Annotated in this window: 20 protein-coding genes and 3 pseudogenes; 13 read left to right on the top strand and 10 right to left on the bottom strand. The window is 75.5% G+C overall.

What is annotated here, in order from left to right:
* Positions 1-57: 57 nt before the first annotated feature.
* Positions 58-276 (top strand): annotated as a pseudogene (locus ABEB13_RS14020) (DUF2277 domain-containing protein); the annotation flags it as partial.
* Here ABEB13_RS14020 and ABEB13_RS14015 read toward each other — a convergent pair.
* Both ABEB13_RS14015 and ABEB13_RS14010 read right to left on the bottom strand, forming a co-directional pair.
* On the bottom strand, positions 277-783 hold the full coding sequence (locus ABEB13_RS14015; RefSeq protein WP_345705792.1) for a hypothetical protein: 507 nt from the start codon (positions 781-783) through the stop codon (positions 277-279).
* A 115-nt stretch (positions 784-898) separates the two neighbouring features.
* The gene (locus tag ABEB13_RS14010) at positions 899-1,669 is read right to left on the bottom strand and encodes a 4'-phosphopantetheinyl transferase family protein (protein ID WP_345705791.1); all 771 of its coding nucleotides are present in this window, start codon (positions 1,667-1,669) and stop codon (positions 899-901) included.
* Between the two features lie 217 nt (positions 1,670-1,886).
* Between ABEB13_RS14010 and ABEB13_RS14005 the strand changes: the two genes are divergently transcribed.
* The 4 genes and pseudogenes from ABEB13_RS14005 (at position 1,887) to ABEB13_RS13990 (ending at position 8,117) form a co-directional block, all read left to right on the top strand.
* Positions 1,887-2,243: a CU044_2847 family protein gene (locus ABEB13_RS14005; protein ID WP_345705790.1), complete on the top strand. Its 357-nt coding sequence runs from the start codon at positions 1,887-1,889 to the stop codon at positions 2,241-2,243.
* Between the two features lie 11 nt (positions 2,244-2,254).
* Complete coding sequence (locus ABEB13_RS14000) at positions 2,255-4,072, top strand: VMAP-C domain-containing protein (protein WP_345709665.1); 1,818 nt, start codon at positions 2,255-2,257, stop codon at positions 4,070-4,072.
* 31 nt (positions 4,073-4,103) lie between these two features.
* Positions 4,104-5,110: pseudogene (locus ABEB13_RS13995) on the top strand (AAA family ATPase).
* Positions 5,100-8,117, top strand: a complete 3,018-nt coding sequence (locus ABEB13_RS13990; protein WP_345705789.1) for a TIR-like protein FxsC — start codon at positions 5,100-5,102, stop codon at positions 8,115-8,117. Before ABEB13_RS13995 ends, ABEB13_RS13990 begins: the two are co-directional and overlap by 11 nt.
* 11 nt (positions 8,118-8,128) lie before the next feature.
* Here ABEB13_RS13990 and ABEB13_RS13985 read toward each other — a convergent pair whose 3' ends face one another.
* Positions 8,129-9,067 (bottom strand): tryptophan 2,3-dioxygenase, encoded by a 939-nt coding sequence (locus tag ABEB13_RS13985; protein WP_345705788.1) that lies wholly within the window; start codon positions 9,065-9,067, stop codon positions 8,129-8,131.
* A gap of 73 nt (positions 9,068-9,140) precedes the next feature.
* On the opposite strand from ABEB13_RS13985, the gene ABEB13_RS13980 reads away from it, so the two are divergent.
* Entirely contained in the window at positions 9,141-10,406 is a 1,266-nt protein-coding gene (locus tag ABEB13_RS13980) for an alanine racemase (RefSeq protein ID WP_345705787.1), read from the top strand.
* Positions 10,407-10,442: 36 nt separating this feature from the next.
* On the opposite strand, the gene ABEB13_RS13975 is transcribed toward ABEB13_RS13980, so the two are convergent.
* Both ABEB13_RS13975 and ABEB13_RS13970 read right to left on the bottom strand, forming a co-directional pair.
* A complete protein-coding gene (locus ABEB13_RS13975) occupies positions 10,443-11,117 on the bottom strand; it encodes a DUF4232 domain-containing protein (protein WP_345705786.1) in 675 nt (224 codons plus the stop codon).
* A 124-nt stretch (positions 11,118-11,241) separates the two neighbouring features.
* On the bottom strand, positions 11,242-11,553 hold the full coding sequence (locus tag ABEB13_RS13970; protein ID WP_345705785.1) for a barstar family protein: 312 nt from the start codon (positions 11,551-11,553) through the stop codon (positions 11,242-11,244).
* Between the two features lie 102 nt (positions 11,554-11,655).
* Between ABEB13_RS13970 and ABEB13_RS13965 the strand changes: the two are divergent.
* Positions 11,656-12,218 (top strand): annotated as a pseudogene (locus tag ABEB13_RS13965) (DoxX family protein).
* A gap of 39 nt (positions 12,219-12,257) precedes the next feature.
* Here the strand turns inward: ABEB13_RS13965 and ABEB13_RS13960 are convergent.
* Positions 12,258-13,142 (bottom strand): M56 family metallopeptidase, encoded by an 885-nt coding sequence (locus tag ABEB13_RS13960; protein ID WP_345705784.1) that lies wholly within the window; start codon positions 13,140-13,142, stop codon positions 12,258-12,260.
* Positions 13,139-13,528, bottom strand: coding sequence for a BlaI/MecI/CopY family transcriptional regulator (locus ABEB13_RS13955; RefSeq protein WP_345705783.1), 390 nt, complete (start codon positions 13,526-13,528; stop codon positions 13,139-13,141). The genes ABEB13_RS13960 and ABEB13_RS13955 overlap by 4 nt, the downstream gene beginning before the upstream one ends.
* Before the next feature lie 179 nt (positions 13,529-13,707).
* Here ABEB13_RS13955 and ABEB13_RS13950 point away from each other — a divergent pair, with 179 nt between their 5' ends.
* Both ABEB13_RS13950 and ABEB13_RS13945 read left to right on the top strand, forming a co-directional pair.
* Complete coding sequence (locus ABEB13_RS13950; RefSeq protein ID WP_100890442.1) at positions 13,708-14,235, top strand: hypothetical protein; 528 nt, start codon at positions 13,708-13,710, stop codon at positions 14,233-14,235.
* Between the two features lie 278 nt (positions 14,236-14,513).
* Complete coding sequence (locus tag ABEB13_RS13945; RefSeq protein ID WP_345705782.1) at positions 14,514-16,316, top strand: glycosyl hydrolase family 18 protein; 1,803 nt, start codon at positions 14,514-14,516, stop codon at positions 16,314-16,316.
* 98 nt (positions 16,317-16,414) lie between these two features.
* Here the strand turns inward: ABEB13_RS13945 and ABEB13_RS13940 are convergent, their stop codons facing one another.
* Positions 16,415-16,975, bottom strand: a complete 561-nt coding sequence (locus ABEB13_RS13940) for a MarR family winged helix-turn-helix transcriptional regulator (protein WP_100892885.1) — start codon at positions 16,973-16,975, stop codon at positions 16,415-16,417.
* A gap of 140 nt (positions 16,976-17,115) precedes the next feature.
* Between ABEB13_RS13940 and ABEB13_RS13935 the strand changes: the two genes are divergently transcribed.
* Entirely contained in the window at positions 17,116-18,420 is a 1,305-nt protein-coding gene (locus tag ABEB13_RS13935; RefSeq protein WP_345705781.1) for an MFS transporter, read from the top strand.
* A 64-nt stretch (positions 18,421-18,484) separates the two neighbouring features.
* Here ABEB13_RS13935 and ABEB13_RS13930 read toward each other — a convergent pair whose 3' ends face one another.
* Positions 18,485-19,546 (bottom strand): DNA polymerase III subunit beta family protein, encoded by a 1,062-nt coding sequence (locus tag ABEB13_RS13930; protein ID WP_345705780.1) that lies wholly within the window; start codon positions 19,544-19,546, stop codon positions 18,485-18,487.
* Positions 19,547-19,743: 197 nt separating this feature from the next.
* Between ABEB13_RS13930 and ABEB13_RS13925 the strand changes: the two genes are divergently transcribed.
* The 3 genes from ABEB13_RS13925 (at position 19,744) to ABEB13_RS13915 (ending at position 22,935) form a co-directional block, all read left to right on the top strand.
* Positions 19,744-21,369 (top strand): dolichyl-phosphate-mannose--protein mannosyltransferase, encoded by a 1,626-nt coding sequence (locus tag ABEB13_RS13925; protein WP_345705779.1) that lies wholly within the window; start codon positions 19,744-19,746, stop codon positions 21,367-21,369.
* A gap of 4 nt (positions 21,370-21,373) precedes the next feature.
* Positions 21,374-22,126 (top strand): ABC transporter permease, encoded by a 753-nt coding sequence (locus tag ABEB13_RS13920; protein WP_345705778.1) that lies wholly within the window; start codon positions 21,374-21,376, stop codon positions 22,124-22,126.
* 221 nt (positions 22,127-22,347) lie between these two features.
* On the top strand, positions 22,348-22,935 hold the full coding sequence (locus tag ABEB13_RS13915; RefSeq protein ID WP_345709664.1) for a TMEM165/GDT1 family protein: 588 nt from the start codon (positions 22,348-22,350) through the stop codon (positions 22,933-22,935).
* Positions 22,936-22,965: 30 nt separating this feature from the next.
* Here ABEB13_RS13915 and ABEB13_RS13910 read toward each other — a convergent pair whose 3' ends face one another.
* Positions 22,966-23,937, bottom strand: a complete 972-nt coding sequence (locus tag ABEB13_RS13910) for a peptidoglycan-binding domain-containing protein (RefSeq protein WP_345705777.1) — start codon at positions 23,935-23,937, stop codon at positions 22,966-22,968.
* Between the last annotated feature and the right edge of the window lie 73 nt (positions 23,938-24,010).

Here is a 24,010-nt window from a genome sequence, read left to right as displayed (position 1 = left end):
CCGTCGAACGCCCCGGCGGTCGGCCCGCCTGTCGTACCGGCGCGGCAGACTGGGGGCATGTGCCGATCCATCAAGACGCTCAGGCCTCCGGAGATGCCGGAGGTCACCACGGACGACGTCCATGCCGCGGCCCTGCAGTACGTCCGCAAGGTGTCCGGCTTCCGTGCGCCCGCGGCCCACAACCGGGAGGCCTTCGAGCAGGCGGTCGCCGCGGTGGCCGAGGCGACCAGACAACTGCTCGAAAGCCTGGAGATCCGGGGGTCGGCCGGGTCGAGGTCACGCCCCCGTCGTCGAGCCCGGCCGGATGACCATCATCACCACGACGACCGCCCACAGCAGGTTGAAGACGCCCGCCGTCATCGGCAGCAGCTTCAGGCCGCGGACGGCCCGCTCCCGCTCGTCGCCGCGCACCACACCGGCGATCTCCCGGCCGTCCTCCAGGTCGAGGGTGTCGACCACGGCCTGCTGCGCGGGCACCACCAGGACGAGCAGGGTGCCCGCGGCGAGCGCGGTCAGCACCAGCGAGACGATCAGCCAGGTCTGGCCCATGATGCCCATCACCTGAGCGGTGCCGATGCCCAGCACCGGGACGGCGATGCCGAGCACCGCGTAGAGCCGGGTGATCCGGTTCAGCAGCCGGACGGACGCCGCCGCCGTGACCTGCTCGGGGCCCGCGGCCAGCGCCGCCGCCGCCCGGCGCGGGTACATGCTGACCGCCACCGCCACCGGGCCGATGAACAGCACCGAGACCAGCACGTGCAGGCTCAGCAGGAACTTGGCCATGGGGGAGTCGTCCTTCGCGGCGGGGAGTGCGGGGTGGGGCCGGCGCAGGGTGCCCGCGCGGCTCGCAGCACGCTAACACCCCCTTACGGGGCCCCCGGAGGCCCGGTGCCCGGTGCTACCCGAGGTCCGCGAACGGGACGTCCGCGGTGCCGATCCGGACGTCCGCGGTGGAGACCACGGCGGCCAGGACGCCGCGGCGCCGGTCGGCGAGGTCGACCAGGTGCAGGTCGCCGTGGCGGTGCCGGGCGGGCTCCGGGCCCGGTTCGTCCAGCGGGAGCGCGGAGAGGTCCACCTCGCGCAGGGTGTCCAGGGTGGCCCGGCCGATCTTGATGATGGCCTCCTTGCGGACCCACTGCCGCAGGAAGGCACCGGCCGGATCGGTGTGTGCGGCCACTGCCGCGGACTCGGCGTCGGTCAGTACCCGCTGGTGCATGTCGCCGAGCGAGCCGCGGGTCTGCAGCAGCTCGACGTCCACGCCGACCGGCACCGGCCCGGCCGCGGCGGCGACCACGCCCTCGGTGTGGGACATGCTCAGCCGCACCTCGGGCCGGCCGGCCAGCGCGGGCACGCCGTGGCCGTCGAGGTCGCAGTCCGGGCAGTGCTGCACCAGGGTCGCCGCCGCGGCCGGGATGCCCAGCAGCCGGGCCGCGCACAGCCGGACGAGCAGGTGCGCGGCCACGAAGTCCAGCCGGTTGCGCTCCCGGCGGAAGCGGGCGGCCCGTTCGCGTTCGACCGCGGTGAGCAGTTCCTCGCCGAGTCCGGGCAGGGCCAGCACCGCCGCGCTGTCCGCGACCACCGCCAGTGGCTCCGCCGTCCGCGCCGTCCCGCTCCCCATCCCGCCCGCCCCGTCCGCCCGTTCCGCCACGGCCGTCGCGGCCGTGATCACCGGGGTCCACCCTACGGTGCGCACCGGCCGCCCCCGGGCCCGCCGGGTCGGCTTCCGGCCGCGGGGGAGCGGCGGGGGGCTGACCTGATGCGTTGTCATGTTCCTTGTAGATTGGTGCGGTGAACCCGGCCGGAACCGCTGCGCCGACGCCCGCGCTGTGCGACCATCGCCGTGGGAATTCGGCTGACAGTACGGCTTGACACGGTGGGGAGTGCCCATGTCGGAGTACGTGGAGTTCCTGACGGCCGACGGCGCGGTGGTGCGCGTCGAGGGGGCCGCGACCGGCTCGGCTGCCGCACCGTACGGCATGCAGCCGGTCGGTCGGGGCGGCGACGCCGTCGTCCGCGCCGCCGAGACGTTCGAGCAGGCGCTCGACGGGGTCCGCGCGGCCGCCGAGTCGGCGCTCACCGCCCTGCGCGGCGGCAGCCTGCAACCAGACGAGGTGGAGATCGAGTTCGGCGTCAAACTCTCCGCCGAGGCCGGCGCCCTCATCGCCAGGACGGCCGCCGACGCCCACCTCACCGTCAAACTCACCTGGTCGCCCGGCACCTCCGGCGGCCCGGCGGGCCACTGACCGGCGTGCCGATGCCCGACGTCCGCTGGCTGGTACGGATCGCCGCCGCCGGCCCGGCCGGTCCGCTGACCGGCGCCGGCGTGCTCGTCTCCGACCGCGAGGTGCTCACCTGCGCCCACGTCGTGCACGGCGCCGACACCGCCCGGGTGCAGCTGGTCTCCCACCCCGGCCTCGACCCGCTCGCCGCGCGGGTGGTGCTGCGCGGCCCCTGGCCCCGGCTGCCCGGCGGCGCCGGGGACGTCGCCCTGCTCGAACTGGAGCGGCCGCTCCCCGACCGGACGGCCGCCCCCGCGCCCTTCGCCGCCCTGCACCAGTGGGCCCGGCCGCCCGCGCCCGCCCTCGTCGCGTACGGCTTCCCGGCCGGCCACGACGCCGGGCTGGGCAGCGAGATCCGGCTCACCCGGGGTGGCTTCCGGATCGCCGGCGAACTGATGCAACTGGAGCACGAGGGCACCGGCATGCCGCTCTCCCCGGGGTTCAGCGGCGGCCCGGTGGTGATCGCGGGCACCGGCGAGGTGGTCGGCCTGGTCACCGCCGCGCTCGACACCCTCGGCGTGCCGCGCGGCCCCGAGGAGCGGGGCAGGCCCGCCGTCCGGCTCGGGCAGATGCTGCCGCTCGCCGAGGCCGCGCGCTACGTCCCGCAGCTCGCCGACCGGCTGCCCGGCGCCGCGCTGGGCGCCGACGCCGTCCGGGAGCTGCGGCTGCTGCTCGACGCCGACCCGCCGCCCGCGGACCCGCTCGGGCTCTACCGGGCCGCCGTCGGACCGCTCGGCGCCCCCGATCCGCCGATCCGCCCCGCCACCCTCTGGGACGCCGCCTGGTACCTGCTCTGCGAGGTGCCCCGGCCGCCGCGCGGTCCGCACCCCGTGCTGGCATTCGCCCGGCAGGTCGCCGAGGCCGCTCCGGACGGCGAGTGCCGCCGCGGCCTGCTGGCGTGGCTGGAGCGGCACGGCGATCGCCCGCCCGGCGGGGTGCGGCGCCGCGAGCGCTGGCGCCCGATCCTGGTGGAGATCACCCCGAGCGGGGCCGGACCGGCGATGTTCCACGTCGCTGTCTCCGCCGTCCGGGACGGCCGGATCGGCGCGGCCGAGACCCGCACCGTCCCCCGGCCGCGGCTCGCCACCGCCGTCCGCGACCGGATCGACCACGAGCTCGGCCGGCTGGAGCCGGACGGTGCGGAACTCGTCATCTTCTCGCTGCCGCGGCGCTGGCTCACCCAGCCCGTGCACACCTGGACCCGCAGGCGCACCGACTACGGCCCGCTCGGCGCCGACCACGCGGTCGTCGTCGTCGACGCCCACCGCCGCGCCGACCCCGCGGCCCGCCGCCACCTCGAACTGAAGTGGGAGCAGCTGCGCAGCCGGCCCGGCACCCGGCTGTACCTGCTGGGCTGCACCGAACTCCCCGACGACAAGCGGCTCTACCACCGGCTGCGGCCGCCCGAGCGGACGGAGCTGCCGGCCCTGCCCGGCCCGCCCCGGGGCGCCCCGTACGAGCCGTTGCTCGCCGCGGCGCTGCGCGCCGGCGCACCCGCCGTGCTCTGGGCGCAGCACCCGTGCGGCAGCGACCACGGGCGTGATCCCATCTGCCGCAGCGACCGATTCCTTGCCAGACTGGCCGAGGAGCTCGCCGATGTCGCGGCCGCCGATCTGCCGCGTCGGGTGAGGGAGTTGCGGCACGAGGCGGAGGAGGCGCCGGATCCGGCCGGGCACTGGGCGGCGGGCCTGGTGCTGCTCTGGGAGGACCCGTCGGTGCTGCCCGGACCGTACCGCCCCTACCGCGTCGTACCGACCAGTCCACCGCCGTACCCGGCGGCCCCCGACGAGTGAGCAGCCGACGAGTGAGCAGGAGCACGAGAGCATGCCGCTGAAGCGCATCTACCGGGGCGTCACCGAGCCGCACGACGGCATCGCCGCACTGCCCGTCCCGCCGCCCTGGCGCGACTTCGACGGCGGCCCGCCGCTGGCCCGTCCGGACGGCCCCGCCGACCCGCTGCCCGATCCGGCCCGGCACCGCGCCGCCACCTTCCGGCCGACCCCCGAAACCGTCGAACTGGTCAACGCGGCCCTCTACCTGAGGCGGCCGCTGCTGGTCACCGGCCCACCCGGCGGCGGCAAGTCCAGCCTGCCGTACGCGGTCGCCCACGAGCTCGGCCTGGGGCCGGTGCTGCGCTGGAACATCACCAGCCGCACCACCCTGCGCGACGGCCTCTACCAGTACGACCCGCTGTCCCGGCTGTACGCCGCCAACCGCTCCGGCCCCGAGACCCCGGACGCCTCCCTCGACGAGCACCTGCGGCTCGGCCCGCTGGGCACCGCGCTGCTGCCGTACGAACGCCCCCGGGCGCTGCTCATCGACGAGATCGACAAGGGCGACCTGGACCTGCCCAACGACCTCCTGCACATCCTGGAGGAGGGCCAGTACGAGATCGACGAACTCGTCCGGGCCACCCCCAGCAGCGCGAGGCGCACGTGCTCACCGCCGACGGCGCCACCCGCGCCCCGGTGCACGGCGGCCGGGTGCGCTGCCGTGCCTTCCCGTTCACCGTGCTCACCTCCAACGCCGAACGGGAGTTCCCGGCCGCGTTCCTGCGCCGCTGCGTGGTGCTGGAGCTGCGCCGCCCCGAGGGCGCCGAGCTGGAGTCCATCGTCCACTCCCACCTGCCCGAGTCCGACCGCCGGCTGGTCAGCGAGATCCTGGAGGTCTTCCTCGCCCGCCGGGAGGAGGGCGAACTCGCCACCGACCAGCTGCTCAACGCCGTCTACCTCACCTCCCGCCCCGAGCTCGGCGACGCCGCCGACCGCGCCCAGCTCGCCGCCCAGGTCATGCCCTACCTCAGCCGGGGCCAGGACGACGATGTCTTCTGAGCCCGCCGCCCTCGACCGGCTCACCGCCCTGCTGGCCGACCTCGGCCTCGCCGAGCGGACCCCGGTCGAACTCGCGGAGCTGCTCTGGCTGGCCGCCCGCTCCACCGAGGGCGGCGCCGGCCCGGACACCGCCGGCCCGCCCGAGTCCCGGCCGCTGCGCCCGCCGCCCGGGCCGCCCGGGCCCGCCCGGCACCACCACCGGGCGGAGCCGGACGGTGGGCTCGACGGTGTCCGGCCCCGGACTGCCCTGCACCTGTCCGCCGCCGGTCCGGCCGGCCGGCTGGCCCCGGCGGCGCCCGCCGCCACCCCCGACGCGCCGATGCTGGCCCGCCCGCTGCCGCTGCAGCGCGCCCTGCGCCCGCTCAAACGCCTCGTCCCGGACACCCGCCACCGGCTGCTGGACGAGCAGGCCACCGCGGACCGGCTGGCCGAGGCGCTGCGCGGGCCGGGCCCGGTGCACTGGCTCCCGGTGCTGCGGCCCAGCAGCGAACGCTGGCTCGACCTGCACCTGGTGTTCGACTGCGGTCCGACGATGGCGCTGTGGCGTCCGCTCGCCCGCGAACTGCGGACGCTGTTCCAGCAGACCGGCGCCTTCCGCCAGGTGACGGCGGGCCGGCTGTGGGCGGACGGCCGCCTCGCGCACCGCGGGATCCCCGACTCCCGGGCCGCCGTCCTGGTGCTCAGCGACTGCATGGGCCCGCAGTGGCGGGCCGGGCGGGCGGGGGACCGCTGGCACCGCACACTGGCCGCGCTGGCCCGCCGGCTGCCGGTGGCGGTCGTCCACCCGCTGCCGGAGCGGCTCTGGCCGCTGACCCCGGTCGCGGCGGTGCCCGGCGTGTTCACCAGCACCGAGGCCGGCGCGCCGGACGCCGCGTACGGGTTCACCCCGTTCGTGGACCTGCCGCCGGGGCGGACGGGGCCGGTCGTCCCGGTGCTGGAGCCGGGCGCCGAGTGGCTGGCCAACTGGGCGCGGCTGGTGGGCAGTCCGACCGGTGGCCAGGTGGTCGGTTCGGCGCTGCTGCTGGGCACGGCCGCGGGCGGCCCGCCGCGGTACGCGGAGGCCGGGCCCGACCCGGAGGAGCTGTCCGCGGAGGAGCTGGTGGTGCGGTTCCGCTCGACGGCCTCGCGGGAGGCGTTCACGCTGGCCGGGATGACCGCGCTGACCACGCCCGCACTGCCGGTGATGCGGCTGCTCCAGCAGGCCGGGCTGGCCCGGCCGCAGCCGCAGCACCTCGCGGAGATCGTGGTCAGCGGCCTGCTGCGGGAACGGCCGGGCCGCCCCGGCTACTTCGCGTTCCGCCCCGGGGTGCGGGAGCTGCTGCTGCACACCCTGCCGCGGTCGACCGCGCACCACGCGCTGGACCTGCTGATCCGGGTGGGCGGCCGGATCGGCGACCCGGGCCGGGCCGGCGCGGGCACCTTCCCGGCGTGGGTGGAGACCACCCGCGGCGGCGCCGTGACGCTGCTGGAGCCCCGGCCGTTCGCGCTGGTGAGCCCGGAGGCGGCCCGGCTGCTCGGGGTGGCCGGAGCGCCGGTGTTCACGGTGGCGGTCCCCGAGCACGGCCTGGACGACGGGGTGGAGGACGGCGCCGGCGAGCCGCTCGCGGATCCGGCCGCGGACGCCGTCGAGGCGCCCCCCGGGCCGCCGGAGGCCACCGCGCTGCCAGACCCGGACCGCTCCCGGGCGGTGCTGCTGCTGACCACCTCCCGCGGTGCCCCGGGCGAGGTGCTGGAGGAGCAGGAGTACACCGCGCTGCGCGATCTCGCCGCGCTCGCGGAGGCCCTGGTGGATCCGGCCCTGGTGGGGCTGGACCGGCGGCACATCTGGCTCGGCGAGGACGACCCGGACGGTTTCCGGCGGGCGCTGCAGCGGGCCGTGCAGGAGGCGGAGGACACCCTGGTGGTGCACGTCGGCGGTCCGCTGGGGGCGGGCGAGGAGCTCGGGGTGGCGGTCGGCGCGGGCCGCTGGGGCCAGGTGCACCGCCCCGGTCTGGACTGGCAGGGCGTGGTGGAGACGGTCGCGGGCGGGCGGGCCGCGCGGCGGCTGCTGATCCTGGACGGCGCGCGCACCGGGGTGCCGCCCGAGCCGGGCGGGCCGGTGGCGGTCGATCCCGGCAGCTACCAGGTGGTCAATCTCCGCCACCCGGTGGACCGTTCGGTGGCGGGCCGGCTGGCCACCGCGATCCGCACCGGCGACCCGGAGGGCACCGAGCGGCTGACCGTCCACCAACTCCTGGAGCTGGCGATGCAGAACACCCCGCCCGCGCCGCCGGTCACCCGGATCTGGCCGCCCAGCGACGGCCGCCCGATGGTCCTCGCACGGAACGCCCAACTGCACCACGGCACGGTCGAATCGAGGCCCGCGACGCATTCGGGGGCGGCCCGCCGCGAGCCGTCCGGCCCGGAGGCCCCCAGACCCTACTTCTTCCTCAGCCACCCGGACGGGCCCGGCGACCGGGCGGTGGACCGGCTCTACCAGGACCTCTGCGAGGAGGTGCTGCAGCTCACCGACCTGCCCTCGGCCGTCCCGCCCGGATTCCTGGACCGCAGCCCCGAGTTGGACAGCTGGTCCCGCTGGCAGATCACCGAGGCACTGGCCACCTGCCGGGTCTTCGTCCCGCTGTACTCGCCGCGCTACTTCGGCTCCGAGCGCTGCGGCAAGGAGTGGTACGGCTTCGCCCGGCGGGCGCCGCGCGCCGGTGACGGCTCCGAGCAGCGGGCCAGCGGCATCGTGCCGGTGGTCTGGCTGCCGGTGCCGGTGGCCGAGCTGCCTCCCGCGGCGGGCCGGCTGCGCTTCAACCACCGCAGCTTCGGCCCGGACTACCAGCGCGAGGGGCTGCTGTCGCTGGCCCGGACGGCCCGGCACCGCTCCCAGTACGAGCTGGTGGTGCACCGGCTCGCGGTGCGGATCGTGCAGGTCGCCCACGAGACCCGGATCCCGCCGGGCCGGCCGCTCTCCTGGGACGTGCTGGCGAACGCCTTCCTCACCCCGGCCGACCCGCGCTGACCGGCGCGCCGTCAGAGCTCGTCGCGCACCGCCCACAGCTCGGGGAAGACGTCCTGCTCGGCGGAGCGCCGCAGCCAGTCGAGCCCGCTTGAGCCGCCGGTGCCGGGCCGCCGGCCCATCGCCCGCTTGACCGCCGAGTAGTGCCGCTGCCGCCACCGGGTGACCCGCTCCGCGGTGTCCAGCAGCGCCTCGCCCAGCCGGGCGAGGTCGTGGTGCGCGGGCTCGGTGTAGACCTGCCGCCAGGCGGCCACCACGGCCGGGTCCGCACGGTGCCGCCCGGTGGACGCCGCGTGCGGCACCGGCACCCCGCGCCGGTCGAGCAGCGCCAGCGCGTCGTCGTACAGGCTCGGGGCGTGCAGCGCCGCGGTCAGCTCGGCGTGTCCGGCGGGCTCGTCCCGGTACATCCGCAGCAGCGCGCCGTTCTTGTTGCCGAGCAGGAACTCCAGCCGCAGGAAGGCCGCCGACTGGAAGCCGGACGCCTCGCCCAGGGCGGGCCGGAAGGCACCGAACTCGGCCGGGGTCAGGGTCGCCAGCAGATCCCAGGAACCGGTCAGCACGTCCTGCACGTGCGCGCCGCGGCCGAGCGCGGCCAGCGCCGCCGTCAGGTCGTCCGCGCGCAGCGCCCGCTGGGCGAGCCGCCATTCGTGGTGGAGCAGGTCGAACAGCAGCTCCATCACCTGGGTGGTCACCAGGAACGCGTACTCCGCCTCGACGGTGCTCCGCGGCTGCTGCAGGCGGTGCAGCTCGGCCAGCCGGGCGTAGCGCGCGTACGGGGTGCCCCGGTCGGCCGTCCCGAAGTCCAGGCGCGGCACGCCGGCCGCCTCCCCGCCGCCCGCCCCGTCCTCGCCGGTGTCGCTCAGCTCGCCCATCGCCCGTCCTCCGACCTGCCGCCCGCTGGATGCCAGGCTCTCCCAGCCGGGCCGGGTCCGCAGGCCGAGCGCACCCGCCACCGGGCGTAGGGTGCTGCCGTACGAGCGACAGCGGCCCCCGTGGCGGGCCGGACGGGAAGGGCGGGCTGAGGCGATGCCGGACATCGACCGGGCCAAGGTGGCGGAACTCGCGGACGAGCGGCTGGACTTCCGGTTCAAGGCCGTCCCGGCCGAGGCCTGGGGGAGCACCGTCGCCGAGTACCTGGCCGGCGGGCCGGTGCTGGACGGCCTCGGCACCCCGCTGCTGACCCTGGACGCCGGGGCGCTGGAGCACAACCTGCGCACGATGGCGGCCTGGTGCGCGCAGGCCGGGGTGGACCTCGCCCCGCACGGCAAGACCTCCATGGCGCCGGCGCTCTGGCAGCGCCATCTGGACGCCGGGGCCGTCGCGATCACCCTGGCCAACCTGCCGCAGGTCCGGGTCGGCCGGGCCTTCGGGCTGGGCCGGATCCACCTCGCCAACACGCTGCTGGACCCGGCCGGGCTGCGCTGGCTGGCCGCCGAGCTGGCCGCCGACCCGGCCTTCCGCTTCGCCTGCTGGGCCGACTCGGTGCGCACGGTGGAGCTCATGTCGCAGGCGCTGCGCGGCGCGCCCGCCCCCGTCGACGTGTGCGTGGAGCTCGGCGCGGCGGGGGGCCGGACGGGCTGCCGCACCCTGCCCGAGGCCGTCGAGGTGGCCCGTGCGGTGCACGCGGCCCCCGGCCTGCGGCTGTCCGGGGTGAGCGGCTACGAGGGGCCGGTCGGCCCCGACTCCTCGCCGGGCTCGGTGGCCGCCGTGGCCGGCTACCTGCGCGGTCTGGCCGAGCTGTACCGGCAGCTCGACGGCGAGGGCCTGCTGGACGGGGCCGACGAGGTGTGGGTGACGGCGGGCGGCAGCGCGTTCTTCGACACCGTCGCGGAGGAGCTGGCGCCGCTGGCCGGCGGGCGCACCCGGGTGGTCGTCCGGGCTGGCGCCTACCTGGCCCACGACGACGGGTTCTACCGGGGCATCTCGCCGTTCGGCCGGCGGGGCGCCGGCGAGCCGCTGCGGGCGGCCCTGCACGGCTGGTCACGGGTGCTGTCGGTGCCCGAGCCGGGCCTGGCGCTGCTGGACGCCGGCAAGCGTGACCTGCCCTTCGACCTGGGCCTGCCGACCCCGCAGCTCGTCCGCGGCGGGAAGTCGCTCGCCGGCGCGGAGCTCGGCGCGATGAACGACCAGCACGGCTACCTGCGCGGCGCCGAGGTCGAGGTCGGCGACGTCGTCCGACTGGGCGTCTCGCACCCCTGCACGGCCTTCGACCGGTGGAACCTGATCCCGGTGCTGGACGACGCCGACGCCGCGGCGCCGCGCGTGGTCGACCTGGTGAGGACGTTCTTCTGACCCTCCCGGCCGGCCCTGCGCGGCGCCGCCGCGGGCTCAGCCCAGCACGACGCCCTGCGAGGAGGGCTGGAGCGTGCCCACGGTGAGGCCGGCCTTGGCGACCGGCAGCTGCAGCACGGTCTTGGCGTCCGTGCCGTAGACCGTGGCGGTGACCTGGGTGGTCTCGTCCGGCGGGGTCACCACGATGCCTGCCAGCACCTGGCAGGTGGCGTCGGCCTTGTCGCAGAGCGTCCACTTCAGCCCGGAGAAGGCCGTGGTGCCCGGCTTGAGGGTGACGGTGACCGGGGCGCCGGGCCTGGGCACCCGGGCGGTGGCGACATCCACCCGGCTGTTGTCGGCCAGCAACCCGCCGTACCCGAGGTAGCCCTTGACCGTGCAGGTGCGGTCGCCCTTGTTGGTGAGCATCACCATGGCCGAGCCGGGCGTGCCCTGGAGCTGGACGTCGGCCTTCAGCTCCGAGGCGTGGCAGCGGTCGGGGCCGGTCGCCGTGGCGGACGCCCCGGCCGTCGCGGCGGAGTCCGAGCGACCGGCGGCGGAGGCCGACGCGGTGCCCGCGCCCGGGGCCGCGGCCCCGGCCACCGTGGGCGAGGCGGCCGGGGCGCCCGCGGCCGCCGTGCCGCTGCTGCTGCAGCCGACGGCCCCGAGGGTGAGCGTCAGGGCGGCCGTGACGGCCGCCGCCGCTCGGACCGCGGTGGCCGGGCGCTGCTTCATGGGTACTCCTGCGGTTCGCGTCGTGAAGAGGGGTCGCACGTGATCACGCAGGCAGTCGGCGGGCCGGTTCTGGCCGGCCCGTATCGGGTGCGTAACGGTGCGTCAGGCACGTTACCGGGCCCGATCAGCGCAGCCGCACGGCCACCCCGCCCCGGTGGAGCACCTCCAGCACCGCCTCGAAGTAGCTGCCCTCGCGGCCGTCGATCAGGATCCGGCGGTCCAGTCGCTCGGCGGCGAGCGCCGAGGCGTGCCAGACCAGGGTGAACGGGGGTTCGGGCCCGAACCCGCCGCGCAGACAGTCGGCGAGCGCGTCCAGGTTGCTGCCGTAGTAGCCGTCGGGTGCGCGGACGGCGCTGCCCAGCTCGGCCCAGAACGACGGCTCGTCGGTGACGGCGGATCCGTCGAGGTCGTACCGCGGTCGCTCGCTCGTCGGCATGGCCCTCCTTCGCGTTCGCCCGGATGGCGGTCCCGGGTCGATGGGCCGCGGCGGGTGGGCTGGGATGGAGGGGACGTGCCGCCACCGACCCAGGGGATCGTCATGACCAGTCTGCACCGCAAGGACCTCGGCCTGTTCGTCCTGCGCGCCGCCGTCGGCGGTGTGCTCTTCGCGCACGGGGCGCAGAAGCTGTTCGGGTGGTTCGGCGGTGGCGGCCTGGAGGGCACCGCGCAGGCCATGGAACACATGGGCTTCGAGCCCGGTCGGCCCAGTGCGATCGCCTCGGGGCTGGGCGAGGCGGGGGCGGCGCGATGCTGGTCCTGGGCCTGGCCACCCCGGCGGCGGGCTCGATCGTGGCCGGCACGATGGCGGGTGCGATCGCCGTGCACTCCCCGGCCGGGTTCTTCGCGGTGGGCGGCGGCTTCGAGTACCCGGCGCTGCTCGGCACCTGCGGGCTGGCGCTCGGCATCTCGGGCGCCGGCCGGTACTCGCTCGACGCCGCCCTGGGCCATGTGCTGGAGCGGCCGTGGCTGGACCTGCTGGTCTTCGGGGCCGGCGCCGTCGCCGCGGCGGCCGTGGTGACCCGTCGGCAGGACACCGTCCACCGCCGGGAGATCCGGGAGATCGAGCAGGCGGCGATGCAGGAGGGCGCCGGGCTGTCCTGACCGCCCGCCGCGTGCCCGCCCGGCCCGGCCGGCCGGCGGTCAGGCCAGGTGCGGGAGGCAGGCGAGCAGGAACGGCAGGGCGGTGAGCGCGGCCGCGGCGCCGCCGCCGAGCAGCCGGGCCGTCCGCGGCGGCCGGGGGCCGGCCGCGGCCAGGCGCCGGATCCGGGCCGTCGCGTGGTGGCCCGCGGCGAGGGCGGAGTCCGGGGCCGGGCCCGCGGCGACCACGGCCATCGCGCCGGCCAGGGCGGTCACGGGGTGGCTGCGCAGGGCCCGGTCGTCGGCCGCCATCTCCAGCAGGGCGCGCACCTCGGGGCCGGCGAGCCGGCCGAGCGGCAGCGGGGCGAAGCAGCGGCGCAAGGTGTCGGCGGCGCAGGCCGCCAAGTGGTGCCGGCCGCGCAGATGACCGTCCTCGTGGGCGAGGGCGGCGGCGAGCTGCCCGGGCGAGAGCGCGTCCAGGGCGCCGCGGCTGACCACCACCCGGCGGCGCAGCCCGGGCAGGCAGTACACGGTCGGGACGGCGTGGTCGAGGACGACGGCTCCGGGCAGCACGCCGTGGTGCCCGGCGAGGTCGAGCACCTCCCGGTGGCGCCGGCGGGCCAGGGCGGCCCGCCGTACGGCCGCGCCGAACAGGGCCGCCGGGACGGCGGCGACGGCGGTGGCCAGGCCCGCCGCGGCCCGGGCGGCGGACTCGGCCGGTACGGCGAGCCCGCACAGGTGCAGCAGCCCGGCGTGGTGGTGCGGCGAGGGGTCGGCCAGCTGCCGGACGGCCAGGGCGAGCGCGAGGGTGGCCGAGACGCCGAGCGCGTGCCAGGCGGCCACCGCGAGCACGGGTGTGCGGTGCGTCCAGCGGGCGCCCGCGAGCAGCCGCGGCAGGGCGGTGGTGACCAGTGCCGCCCACAGGAGCAGCAGCAGGGCGGCACTCACCGGCCGTCCCCGCCGTCCCCGTCGTCCCGGCCCTCCAGGGCGGCCAGCGCGTGGCGCAGCGCGGCCAGTTCGTCCGGGGCCATGGTGCCGACGAAGTGCGCGAGTGCGGCCGGTGCGTCGCCGCCGGTGCCGAGCGCCTCGGCCATCAGCGCGGCGGTGTGGGCGGCGCGGTCGGCGGTGGCCTCGTACACCCAGGCGCGGCCCTCCTTGCGGCGGCTCAGCAGGCCCTTGGTGTGCAGGATGTCGGCGACGGTCATCACGGTGGTGTACGCCACCGGGCGGTGGCGGTTCAGGTCGTCGACCACCTCGCGGACGGTGGCCGGGCGGCCCCAGGACCACATCCGGTCCATGATCTCCGCCTCCAGCCCGCCGAGTCTGCGTGCCACCGTGCTGCCTTCCCTGCGTCCCTGCCGTCCGCGACCGGCCGCGGCGTGCGGCCGTCCGGCGGCCATGCTACGGGCCCGGGCGACGGCGGCGGGGATCACCCGTTCGCGCGGCTCTGCTCGCCGGGCGGCGGTGCGGCGGCCAAGGGTGGGACGAGTGCCGTCGTCCTCCGGGAGCAGCCATGAAGCACAGGATTCGTTCCACCGCCGGGCCGGCCGTCGCGGCCCTGGTCGCGGGGGTGGCGCTGGCGGGGTGTTCCTCCGGGTCCACCCCCTCGTCGGCGGTGTCGTCCGCCGCCGCGGCGGTCCAGTCGAAGGCGTCCGAGCTCGCCTCGGCGGCCTCCTCGGCGGTCGGCGGGCTGGCCTCGTCGGCGCAGTCCGCGCTGGCCTCGGCCGAGTCGGCCGCCTCGTCGGCGGTGGCCGGGGTCCAGGGCGGTCTGGACGCCAAGGCGGACGTCACGCTGGGCACCGCGGTGACCGACGCGGACGGGAAGCTGGACGTCCCGGTGACGGTCGTCAACCACGATTCCCAGCCGCGCAAGTACACGATCCAGGTCGATTTCAAGGACGCGAACGGCAATCGCCTCGACGTCTCGGTGCTGACCGTGCCGGAGGTCGCCGCGGGGGCGACGATGCAGGCCACGGCCACGAGCAACCGCAAGCTGACCGGTGACGTGAAGGTGTCGGTGGCGGCGGCGCTGCGCTACTGACGGGTACGCCGCGGCTGCGGCCCAACCTTAAGACCGCCTCAAGCGGGGCGGACGACTCTTGACGGGGCGTTTGGTCTAGTCCATTTTTGTGGCCAGGTGCAGGGAGCCCCTGGGCCGGCGCCGGTGGTTCGGGCCACCGGTGCCGGTTCGGCGCCCCCGGGCATCCGTTTGCGCAGGCCAACGCTCGATTCCCCTGTCATGCCCCTGCCGTGCGGTCCCACCCGCGACGGAACCTCCACGGGCGCGGCGGGGTCCCCCACGACCAGGAGTCCGCAGCCATGCTTCGTTCCGTCCCGAAAGAGCCCCGGCACAGCCGGCGCCGCGCCCGGGGCCTCGGTGCCCTCGCGGCCGGCACCGCCGCCTCCCTGCTGCTCGGCGGCGCCCTCGCCCTGACCTCCGGCGGCGCGGCCCAGGCCGCCGCCACCAACTCCACCGGCGCGCCCGCCACCTCCGGCGGCATCAAGGTCGCCTACTTCGACCAGTGGTCGATCTACAGCAACGCCTACTACCTGAAGACCGTTCAGGACACCGGCGTGGCCTCCAAGCTGGACTACCTGATCTACGACTTCGCCAACATCGACCCGACCAACCTCAACTGTTTCGAGGCCACCAAGGCCTCCTCGCAGGACGAGAGCAACGGCAGCGCGGGTGACGGTGCGGGCGACGCGTTCGCCGACTACCAGAAGACCTTCGACGCCGGCACCAGCGTGGACGGCGTCGCCGACACCTGGAACCAGCCCCTGGTCGGCAACTTCAACCAGATCAAGAAGCTGAAGGCGAAGAACCCGAACCTCAAGGTGCTGCTGTCGATCGGCGGCTGGACCTACTCGAAGTACTTCTCCGATGTGTCGGCCACCGACGCCGCGCGCAAGAAGTTCGTCTCCTCCTGCGTCGACATGTTCATCAAGGGCAACCTGCCCGTGCAGGGCGGCTTCGGCGGCACCGGCAGCGCGGCGGGCGTCTTCGACGGCTTCGACATCGACTGGGAGTACCCGGGCGGCGGCGGCCACACCGGCAACCACTCCGCGGCGGCGGACAAGCAGAACTACACCGCCCTGCTGGGCGAGCTGCGCTCCCAGCTGAACGCCCAGGGCGCGGCCGACGGCAAGACCTACGCGCTCTCCGCGGCGGTCGGCGCCGGCCAGGACAAGATCAAGAACATCGAGACCGACAAGATCGGCCAGTACCTGACGTTCCTGGACGTCATGACGTACGACATGCACGGTGCGTGGGACGCGACCGGTCCGACCAACCACCAGGCGCCGATCTACAACAACCCGAACGACCCGATGACGCCCATCCCGGGCGGCAACGGCAAGTACTCGATCGACAACGCCATCAAGGCGTGGACGGTCGGCGACCCGCAGTACGGGATCCCGGGCGGCTTCCCCGCCAACAAGATCAACATGGGTGTCCCGTTCTACTACCGCGGCTGGACGGGCGTGCCCGCCGGTGCCAACCACGGCCTGTTCCAGAGCGCGACGGGCCCGGCCACGGGCGCGGCGATGTCCGGCAACGTCAACGGTATCCGGATGTACAAGGAGCTGAACGGCTTCGTCGACAACGCGGCCGACACCTACTGGGACGACTCCGCGAAGGCCGCCTACTTCTACGACGGCACCACCTTCTGGTCGGGTGAGAACGCCCAGTCGATCCAGGCCAAGCTGGACTACGCGCACTGCAACGGCCTCGGCGGCTCGTTCGCCTTCTCGCTGTACGACCTCGGCACGCAGACCACGCTGTTCGACAAGATGGTGAGCGCCACCAACGGCTCCGCGGCGTCCTGCCCGGCCCCGACGAGCACCGCGTCGGCCACCCCGAGCAGCTCCCCGAGCACCTCGGCCTCGCCGTCGTCCTCGCCGAGCAGCTCGCCGTCCTCCTCGCCGAGCAGCTCCCCGAGCAGCTCGCCGACCGGCGGCACCTGCACCGCCCCGAGCTGGGACGCCGCCGCGGTCTACGCGACCGCCGGCACCAAGGTCTCCTGGAAGGGCCACTACTGGACCAACAAGTGGTGGACCACCAACGAGGACCCGACCCTCAGCGGCCAGTGGGGCGTCTGGGCCGACAACGGCGCCTGCTGACGCACCGACCGATCACCGCGACCGCCCCGGACGGGTCTCCCGTCCGGGGCGGTCGCGCGTGCGCGGGGCCGGGCGCGCGAAAGGTGCTGCGACGGGCGTCAGGCCAGGTCCTCGGTGCGGCCGAGGGCGTCCGGCTGGCTCTGCTCGATCCGCCGCAGCATCCGGCCGAGGGTCGCCGAGAGCGCGCTGCGCTCCTCACCGACGATGTCCTGGAGCAGGTCGGCCTCGAAGACGGCGGCCATCCGCATCAGCTCCAGCCACTTGTCCCGGCCGGTCTCGGTCAGCTCGATGATCACCCGGACCCGGTTGGACTCGTCGCGGTCCCGGGTGACCAGCCCGTCGCCGACCATCCGGTCAATCCGGTGGGTCATCGCCGCCGGGGTCAGCCCGAGCCGCTTGGCGAGCTCGCCGGGGCCGAGCCGGTACGGGCTGCCCGCGAAGACCAGGGCCTTGAGCACCTCCCACTCGGCGGAGGTGATTCCGAGCACAGCCAGCTGGCGGCCGTAGGCCACGTTCATCCGCCGGGCGAGCCGGGAGAGGGTGGAGACGATGGTCTCCACCTGCGGGTCAACGGTGGGGAACTCCCGCTGATAGAGGGCGACTTGCTCGGCGATGCCGAGTTCGGCCGCGGCCGGTGACTCGGGCTTGCGTGCGGTCATGGCGCCCATTCTCCCACGGCTTCCTGTAGGCGTTAAGCCTTTGACACCTGAGTCTTTGGATCCGTAGAGTTTAGCTCTGAAATCTTGCGGAGTTAAAAGCGGAAGGGTCAACCTTCCTTCATGGCAAAGGGGTGTGCACGGTGGCCGGCACGGTGAAGCAGCGGGTGCGGCGGACGGACAGGGCGGGCGGTCCGCTGCGCCGCGTCCAGATCGGCAACGCGCTCAGCGCGTTCGGCAGCGGTTTCACGATGCCGTACATGTTCGTCTATGTGGACCAGGTGCGCGGGCTCGGCTCGTTCGCGGCCGGGATGGTGTTCACCGTCTTCGCGCTCGCGGCCCTCGCCGTGCTGCCGTTCACCGGCCGCGGCATCGACCGCCACGGCCCCCGGCCGGTGCTGCTGGTCGGTGCCGCGCTGGCCGCCGCCGGCGCGTACGCCTTCGGGCAGGCGCAGACCGCGCCGACCCTGCTGGCGGCGTCCTTCCTGTTCGGCGCGGGGTTCACCGCCTGCGCGCCGGCGCTCTCCACGATGATCGTCCGCAGCTCGGCCAAGGCCGAGCGCTCGCGGGCCTTCGCGCTCCAGTTCACCCTGGTCAACCTGGGCATGGGCATCGGCGCCCTGGTCGGCGGCCAGATCGTGGACGTCGCCGACCCGGCCAGCCTCACCCGGCTGTTCACCATCGAGGCGGTCACCCTGATCGGCCTCGGGCTGGTGGCCGGCACCGCCCGGATCCCGGCGGCCGCCCCCGTGGCGGTGGCGGAGCGCGGCGGCCCGACCGGCCTGCGCGCGCTGGCCGCCGACAAGGCCATGCTCCGGCTCTGCCTGCTCGTCGCCCTGATCTTCTTCACCTGCTACGGCCAGTTCGAGTCCGGGGTGGCCGCCTTCGCCACCGACACCGTCGGCACCGCGCCGTCCACCCTGGGCATCGCGATCGGCGCGAACGCGCTGACCATCGTGCTGCTCCAGATGTTCGTCGTGCGGATCACCGAGCGCCGCCGCCGCACCGCCGCGATGGCCGCGGCCGGTGTGGTCTGGCTCGGCGCCTGGGCGGCCGCGCTGGTGGCCGGCCTCGTCCGCTCCGAGGCGCTCGCCGCCACGGTCGCCGTGGTCGCCGTGTACGCGCTGTTCGGCGTGGGTGAGTCGCTGCTCGCCCCGACCCTCGGCCCGATCGTGGCCGACCTCGCCCCGGCCCGGCTGCTCGGCACCTACAACGCCGCGCACGCCCTGGTGAAGCAGGTCGCCATCGCGGTCGGCCCGGCCGTCGGCGTCCTGCTGGTCGGCTCCGGCACCTGGCCGCTCTACCTGCTGGCGATGGCGGGCTGCACCCTGCTGATCATCACCCTGGCGCTGCGGCTGCGCGGCCACCTCACGCCCGCGCAGGACAACGCCGCCCCGGTGACGGTCGCGCTGACCCGCCCGGTGGGGGAGCTCAGCACGGCGGCCTGACCGCCACCGTCACCGCCGGCCGGGCGCCGGGTCCACGGACCCGGCGCCCGGCCGCCGTCACGGCTCAGGGAGCAACGGGCATCAGCAGCGAGAAGGTGCCGGCCCGCTCCGGGAAGCGGATCGCGAGCGGGGCCACCGGGCCGCCGAGCTCCAGCACCAGCTGGCCGCCGGCCCCCGCCGCGACGGCCTCCAGCAGGAAGTCCCGGTTCACCTGGACCCGCAGCGCGCCCTCGGCCGAACCGTCTGCCGCCAGCGTGCCGTCCGCGGTCACCGCCAGCTCCGCGACGTCGAAGTCCGCGCCGTCCTGGTCGCGCCGCGCCGTCCGGACGGGAGCCGCCCCGATCCCCGCGCGCAGCGCCCCGGCGGACAGCTCGACCCGGTGGGTCGGGGACGTGCGCAGCATGGGGCGGTAGTCCGGGTAGTCCAGGTCGACGCGCTCGCCGCGGACCGTCCGCCCGTCGAGAACCGCGGTGAGGGCCGTGCCCTCCACCGTCAGCTCGACCGCGCCGTCCGCCGCGGCCAGCAGCGCGCGCAGCCCGTCCACGAAGGCGGTCGGCGCGATCACGTCGGCGGCGGGCCCTTCCGTCGCCGCCGGTCGCACCTCCGAGACGGCCAGTCGGTAGCGGTCGGTGGCGACCAGCCGCAGCACGCCGCCGTCCGTCCCGTCGAAGAGCACGCCGGCGACGGCCGGCAGCGCCCCGGCGTCCGGATGCACCGCGAATCGGACGGCCTCCAGGGCGGCGGCCAGGCCCGCCGCGGGCAGCGTCAGTCGGGTCGGTCGGGTCTCGGTCATCGGGTGCTCCCTCGTCTCCAGCAGCGATCGGACAGTGGAGAGCTCGCGTCGCGCGTCCGCCAGGCCGTCCTCCAGCCTGCGCAGATGGGCGTCCAGGACGGCCCGGGCCTCCCCGGGGCCGCCGCCGAGCACCTGCGCGATGCCGGCCAGCGGCATCCCGACCCGGCGCAGCCGGGCGATCAGCCGCGCGTCGGCCAGCTGCTCCGGCGCGTACCAGCGGTACCCCGTCCGCGGATCCACCCGGGCCGGGCCGAACACGCCCGCGCCGTCGTAGAACCGCAGCGTGCTCACGCCGAGCCCGCTGGCCCGGGCCATCTCACCGATGCTCCGCATCCCGCTCTCCACACCGAGGACTCTGGGGCCTCGACCTGGTCGAGGGTCAACGGCCGCCACGCTACTGCGGCCCGCCGACAGGGGAGCGGGCTAGGATTCGCGACAAAGGCGACATAGTGTCACCCGGGTGGTCGGCGCCGCGCCGGCCCCGGTGCGGCCCGTGGCGGCCGGGCGGACAGGGGAGGAACAGCGAGTCCATGGCGTACACCGCAGTCACCGACACCCCGGCCACCGGTGGCGCCACCGCCGCGCAGCACGCCGCCCCCGCCCGCGGCCTGCTCGCCTGGGCCGTGCGGCACTCCGGCTGGCTCGGCCCGATCGCCGTCGCGCTCTTCGCCGGCCTGCTGAGGTTCTGGGACCTCGGCACGCCGAACGCCTTCGTCTTCGACGAGACGTACTACCCCAAGGACGCCTGGTCGCTGCTCCACCTCGGCTACGAGGGCGTCTGGCCGGACGACGCCAACCAGCAGATCCTCGCGCCGTCCCAGAAGATCCCGCTCACCCCGGCGCCCGAGTTCGTGGCGCACCCGCCGCTCGGCAAGTGGGTGATCTCCCTCGGCGAGTGGGTCTTCGGACTGCACCCCTTCGGCTGGCGGGTGATGGTCGCCCTGCTCGGCACGCTCTCCGTGCTGATGCTCGCCCGGATCGGCCGCCGGCTGCTCTCCTCCACCCTGCTCGGCTGCACCGCCGCGCTGCTGATGGCCGTCGACGGCCTGCACTTCGTGATGAGCCGGGTCGGCCTGCTGGACGGCGTGTCGATGGTCTTCGTGCTCGGCGCCTTCGGCAGCCTGCTGATCGACCGCGACCACACCCGGGCCGTGCTGGAAGCCGCCCGCGCCGAGGGCGGCCGAGCCGGGGACGAAGTCCGGCTCGGGCTGCGCCCGTGGCGGATCGCGGCCGGCGTGCTGCTCGGCTGCGCCTGTGCGGTGAAGTGGAACGGCCTGCAGATCCTGCTGGTGTTCACCGTGCTGACGCTGCTCTGGGACCGGGCCGGCCGCCGCCGGGCCGGCGCCCACCGGCCGACCCGCGCCCTGCTGCGCCGGGACGCGCTGCCCGGCCTGCTGTCCACCGTCGGCGCCGCCGCCCTGGTCTACCTGGCGGCCTGGACGGGCTGGTTCGCCACCGACGGCGGGTACGGCCGGCACTGGGCCGACCACCGGGCCGGCCTGTCCATGGCCCGCACCCCGCTGGTCGACATCCCGCTGCCGCAGGTGCCGATGACCTGGGTCCCGGCCGCCCTGCGCAGCTGGTGGCACTACCACGCGCAGATGTACGACTTCAACACCGGCCTGTCCTCACCGCACACCTACCAGTCCAACCCGTGGAGCTGGCTCGTCCAGGGCCGCCCGGTGTCGATGTACTGGCAGCAGGTGCCGCAGGGCCAGCAGGGCTGCACCTCCTCGGGCGGCTGCGCCAGCCAGATCCTCGCCCTCGGCACACCGCTGCTGTGGTGGACGGCCTGCTTCGCGCTGGCCTACGCGCTGTGGCGGTGGTTCTTCCGGCGGGACTGGCGGGCCGGCGCGGTGCTGGCCGGCGTCGCCGGGATCTACCTGCCGTGGTTCCAGTACCAGCACCGGACGATCTTCTCCTTCTACATGGTGCTGCTGGTGCCCTTCCTCTGCCTCGCCGTCGCCATGATGCTGGGCGCGCTGCTCGGACCGGCCCGGTCCACCGTCCGCCGGCGGCGCTGGGGCGCGGCCGGCGCCGGGCTGATCGTGTTCGCGATCGTCGGCTGCTTCGCCTACTTCCACCCGCTCTACACGGCGGAGGTGATCCCGATGTCGGACTGGCAGGACCGGATGTGGTTCACCAGCTGGATCTGACCGGATGGCCGCCGCCTCGACCGGTCAGCTGCTGCCGGTCACCTGGGGCCTCGGGGTCCTCATCGCGGTGCTGCTGGCCGCCGCCGCCGCGGTGGCCGGCCGCGGCGGGCTCGGGCACGGCAAGGCCGTGGTGCGGGCCGGGCTCCGGGCGGTCGTGCAGCTGGCCGCGGTCGCCCTGGTCATCACCTGGGTGGTGGGCTCGCTGTGGACGTCCACGCTGTTCGTGCTGGTGATGTTCACGGTGGCGGTGCGCACCGCGGGCCGACGGATGACCGCCGGCCCGGGCTGGGTCTGGGCGGCGGTGCCGATCGGCGCCGGGGTGCTGCCCGTCCTGGCACTGCTGCTGGTCACCGGGCTGCTCCCGTACCAGGGGCTGTCGCTGATCCCGGTCGCCGGAATCCTGATCGGCGGCGGACTGACCGCCACCTCGCTGGCCGGCCGGCGGGCGCTGGACGAGCTGCGGCAGCGGCGCGGCGAGGTGGAGGCGGCGCTGGCGCTCGGCTTCGAGGACCGCGACGCCCGCCTGGAGATCTGCCGGACGGCCGCCGCGACCTCGCTCGTCCCGGCGCTCGACCAGACCAGGACAGTGGGCCTGGTCACGCTGCCCGGCGCGTTCGTCGGCATGCTGCTCGGCGGCGCCACCCCGGTGCAGGCCGGTGCGGTGCAGCTGTTCGTGCTGGTCGCGCTGCTGGCCGTGGAGGCGGTCGCGGTGGTGGCGGTGCTGGAGGTCGTCGGCCGGGGGAAGGTGCCCGCCTGAGCCCGCCGGCCCGTCCGGTAGGGTGGGAGGCGTTGAAGGGGAGTAGCCCTCCACCGGACCGTCGACATACTGGCCCCTCGTGGGCCCGGCGCCCGGGGCACCGCGTCCGCGGGGTGTCGGCGAGACCTTCGGCCGCAGTGCTGTGATCATGACCAGTGCTGTCGGGCCGAAGCGTCCCCGCACGGAGCCTCGGCCGGCAGCCCGACCGAGGGACCGAAACCCTGATGAGCCTGACCGTTGCCGCGTTGACCTTCGGCATCATCTTCCTCGCGGAACTCCCCGACAAGACGGCGCTGGCCAGCCTCGTGCTCGGCACCAAGTACCGGGCCTCCTACGTCTTCGCCGGTATCGCCGCCGCCTTCGCCCTCCAGGTCGGGCTGGCCCTGGTGGCGGGCAGCCTGCTGTCGCTGCTGCCGCAGCGCTGGGTGGAGGGCGTCTCCGGTGCGCTGTTCCTGCTCGGCGCCGTCATGCTGCTCTGGCACCACGACGACGAGGACGACGGCCACGCCGCCAAGGAGCCCTCCTCCAGCAGCTTCTGGAAGGTCGCCGGGGCGAGCTTCGTGGTCGTCGCCGTCGCCGAGTTCGGCGATCTCACCCAGATCATGACGGCCAACCTGGCGGCCAAGTACGCCGACCCGCTGGCCGTCGGCATCGGCTCGTGGCTGGCACTGTGCGCCGTCGGCGGGATCGCCATCGTGGGCGGGCAGAAGCTGCTGCGGCACGTCCCGATGAAGGTCATCGTGCGGATCGCCGCGACCCTGATGCTGCTCCTCGCGGTCTTCAGCCTGGTCAAGGCCTTCACCGGCTGACGTCCTGTCGGACGGACGCCCCGGCCCGGGTCAGCAGCCCGGGTCGGCGGCCGTCGCCTGCAGCGCGGCCTGGGTCTGCGGACCGTAGAGGGTGCTGTTGCGCTCGTCGCCCTTGATGCGGTGCTGGCGCTGGAAGTCGGCCAGCACCCACTGCGTCCAGGAGTCGAAGGTGCCGCTGACGAACCACGTGTTGAGGTGGTGGTCGCCGCAGTCGGCGGTGAGCAGCAGCTGCTGCATCGTCCTGACGTCCGCTCCGCTGTCACCGGCCTTCAGCACCCGGACGGTCGCCGGGGCGGACGGCGTGGGGCTGGCCGCCGCCGGGGAACTCGCCGACGGCGCCGCCGGACCGGTCGCACTGACCACCCCCACCGGTGCCTTCCCGGTCGGCGCCTTGCTGCGGCCGGCCGTGGCGGAGGCCTTCGGCCGGCCGGAGGACGAGGCCTCGCCGGTCGGCGCCGCCACGTCGACGCTCGGCGGCGCCTCGATGCTGCCGGTCGGGGCGGGCAGCGCCTGGTCCGGCCCGCCGCTGTCGGAGGAGGGCGCCAGCACGAAGGCCAGCCCCGCGCCGACCGCCGCGATGCCGAGGCCCGCGACGACGACCGCCGTCCGGCGCCGTCCGGCCGCCAGCTGCTGGTGCTCGCGCCGCTCGGCGCGGCCGCCGGGCCGCTGCTGCACCGTCCCCTGGAACGAGAAGACCCCCAGGTCGCCGCCGGCCGCCGGATGCCCCGGAACGGCCGCGGCCGGGTGGCCCGGCGGGCGCGGCGGTATCGGCGGGGCCGCCGGCGCCTGCGGCATCAGCGCGGTCGCGAACGGGTCCTGGTAGGGCGCGGCCGGGCCGGACCGGTGGTCGGTCGCGGCCGCGGGCACGTACGGGCGCACCAGGGGCGGGCCCTCGGTGTGCGGCAGGATCGCCGTCTCCGTCACGTCGGGGTGCGAGGAGCCGCAGCCGCAGCCGCCAGCGGCCCGGACCGCGCCGCACAGCGGGCAGTGCTCTCCCGGCATGGGCCGGTCCTCCTCGATCGGTGTGACGAACGCGCCCGATTATGCAGGAGGTTGTGCGGAGACGACAGGGACG

The organism is Kitasatospora paranensis, assembly GCF_039544005.1.
Taxonomy (GTDB): Bacteria; Actinomycetota; Actinomycetes; order Streptomycetales; family Streptomycetaceae; genus Kitasatospora; species Kitasatospora paranensis.
Note: the sequence above shows the minus strand (reverse complement) of the source record. Positions and strands in the feature narration are given on the sequence as shown.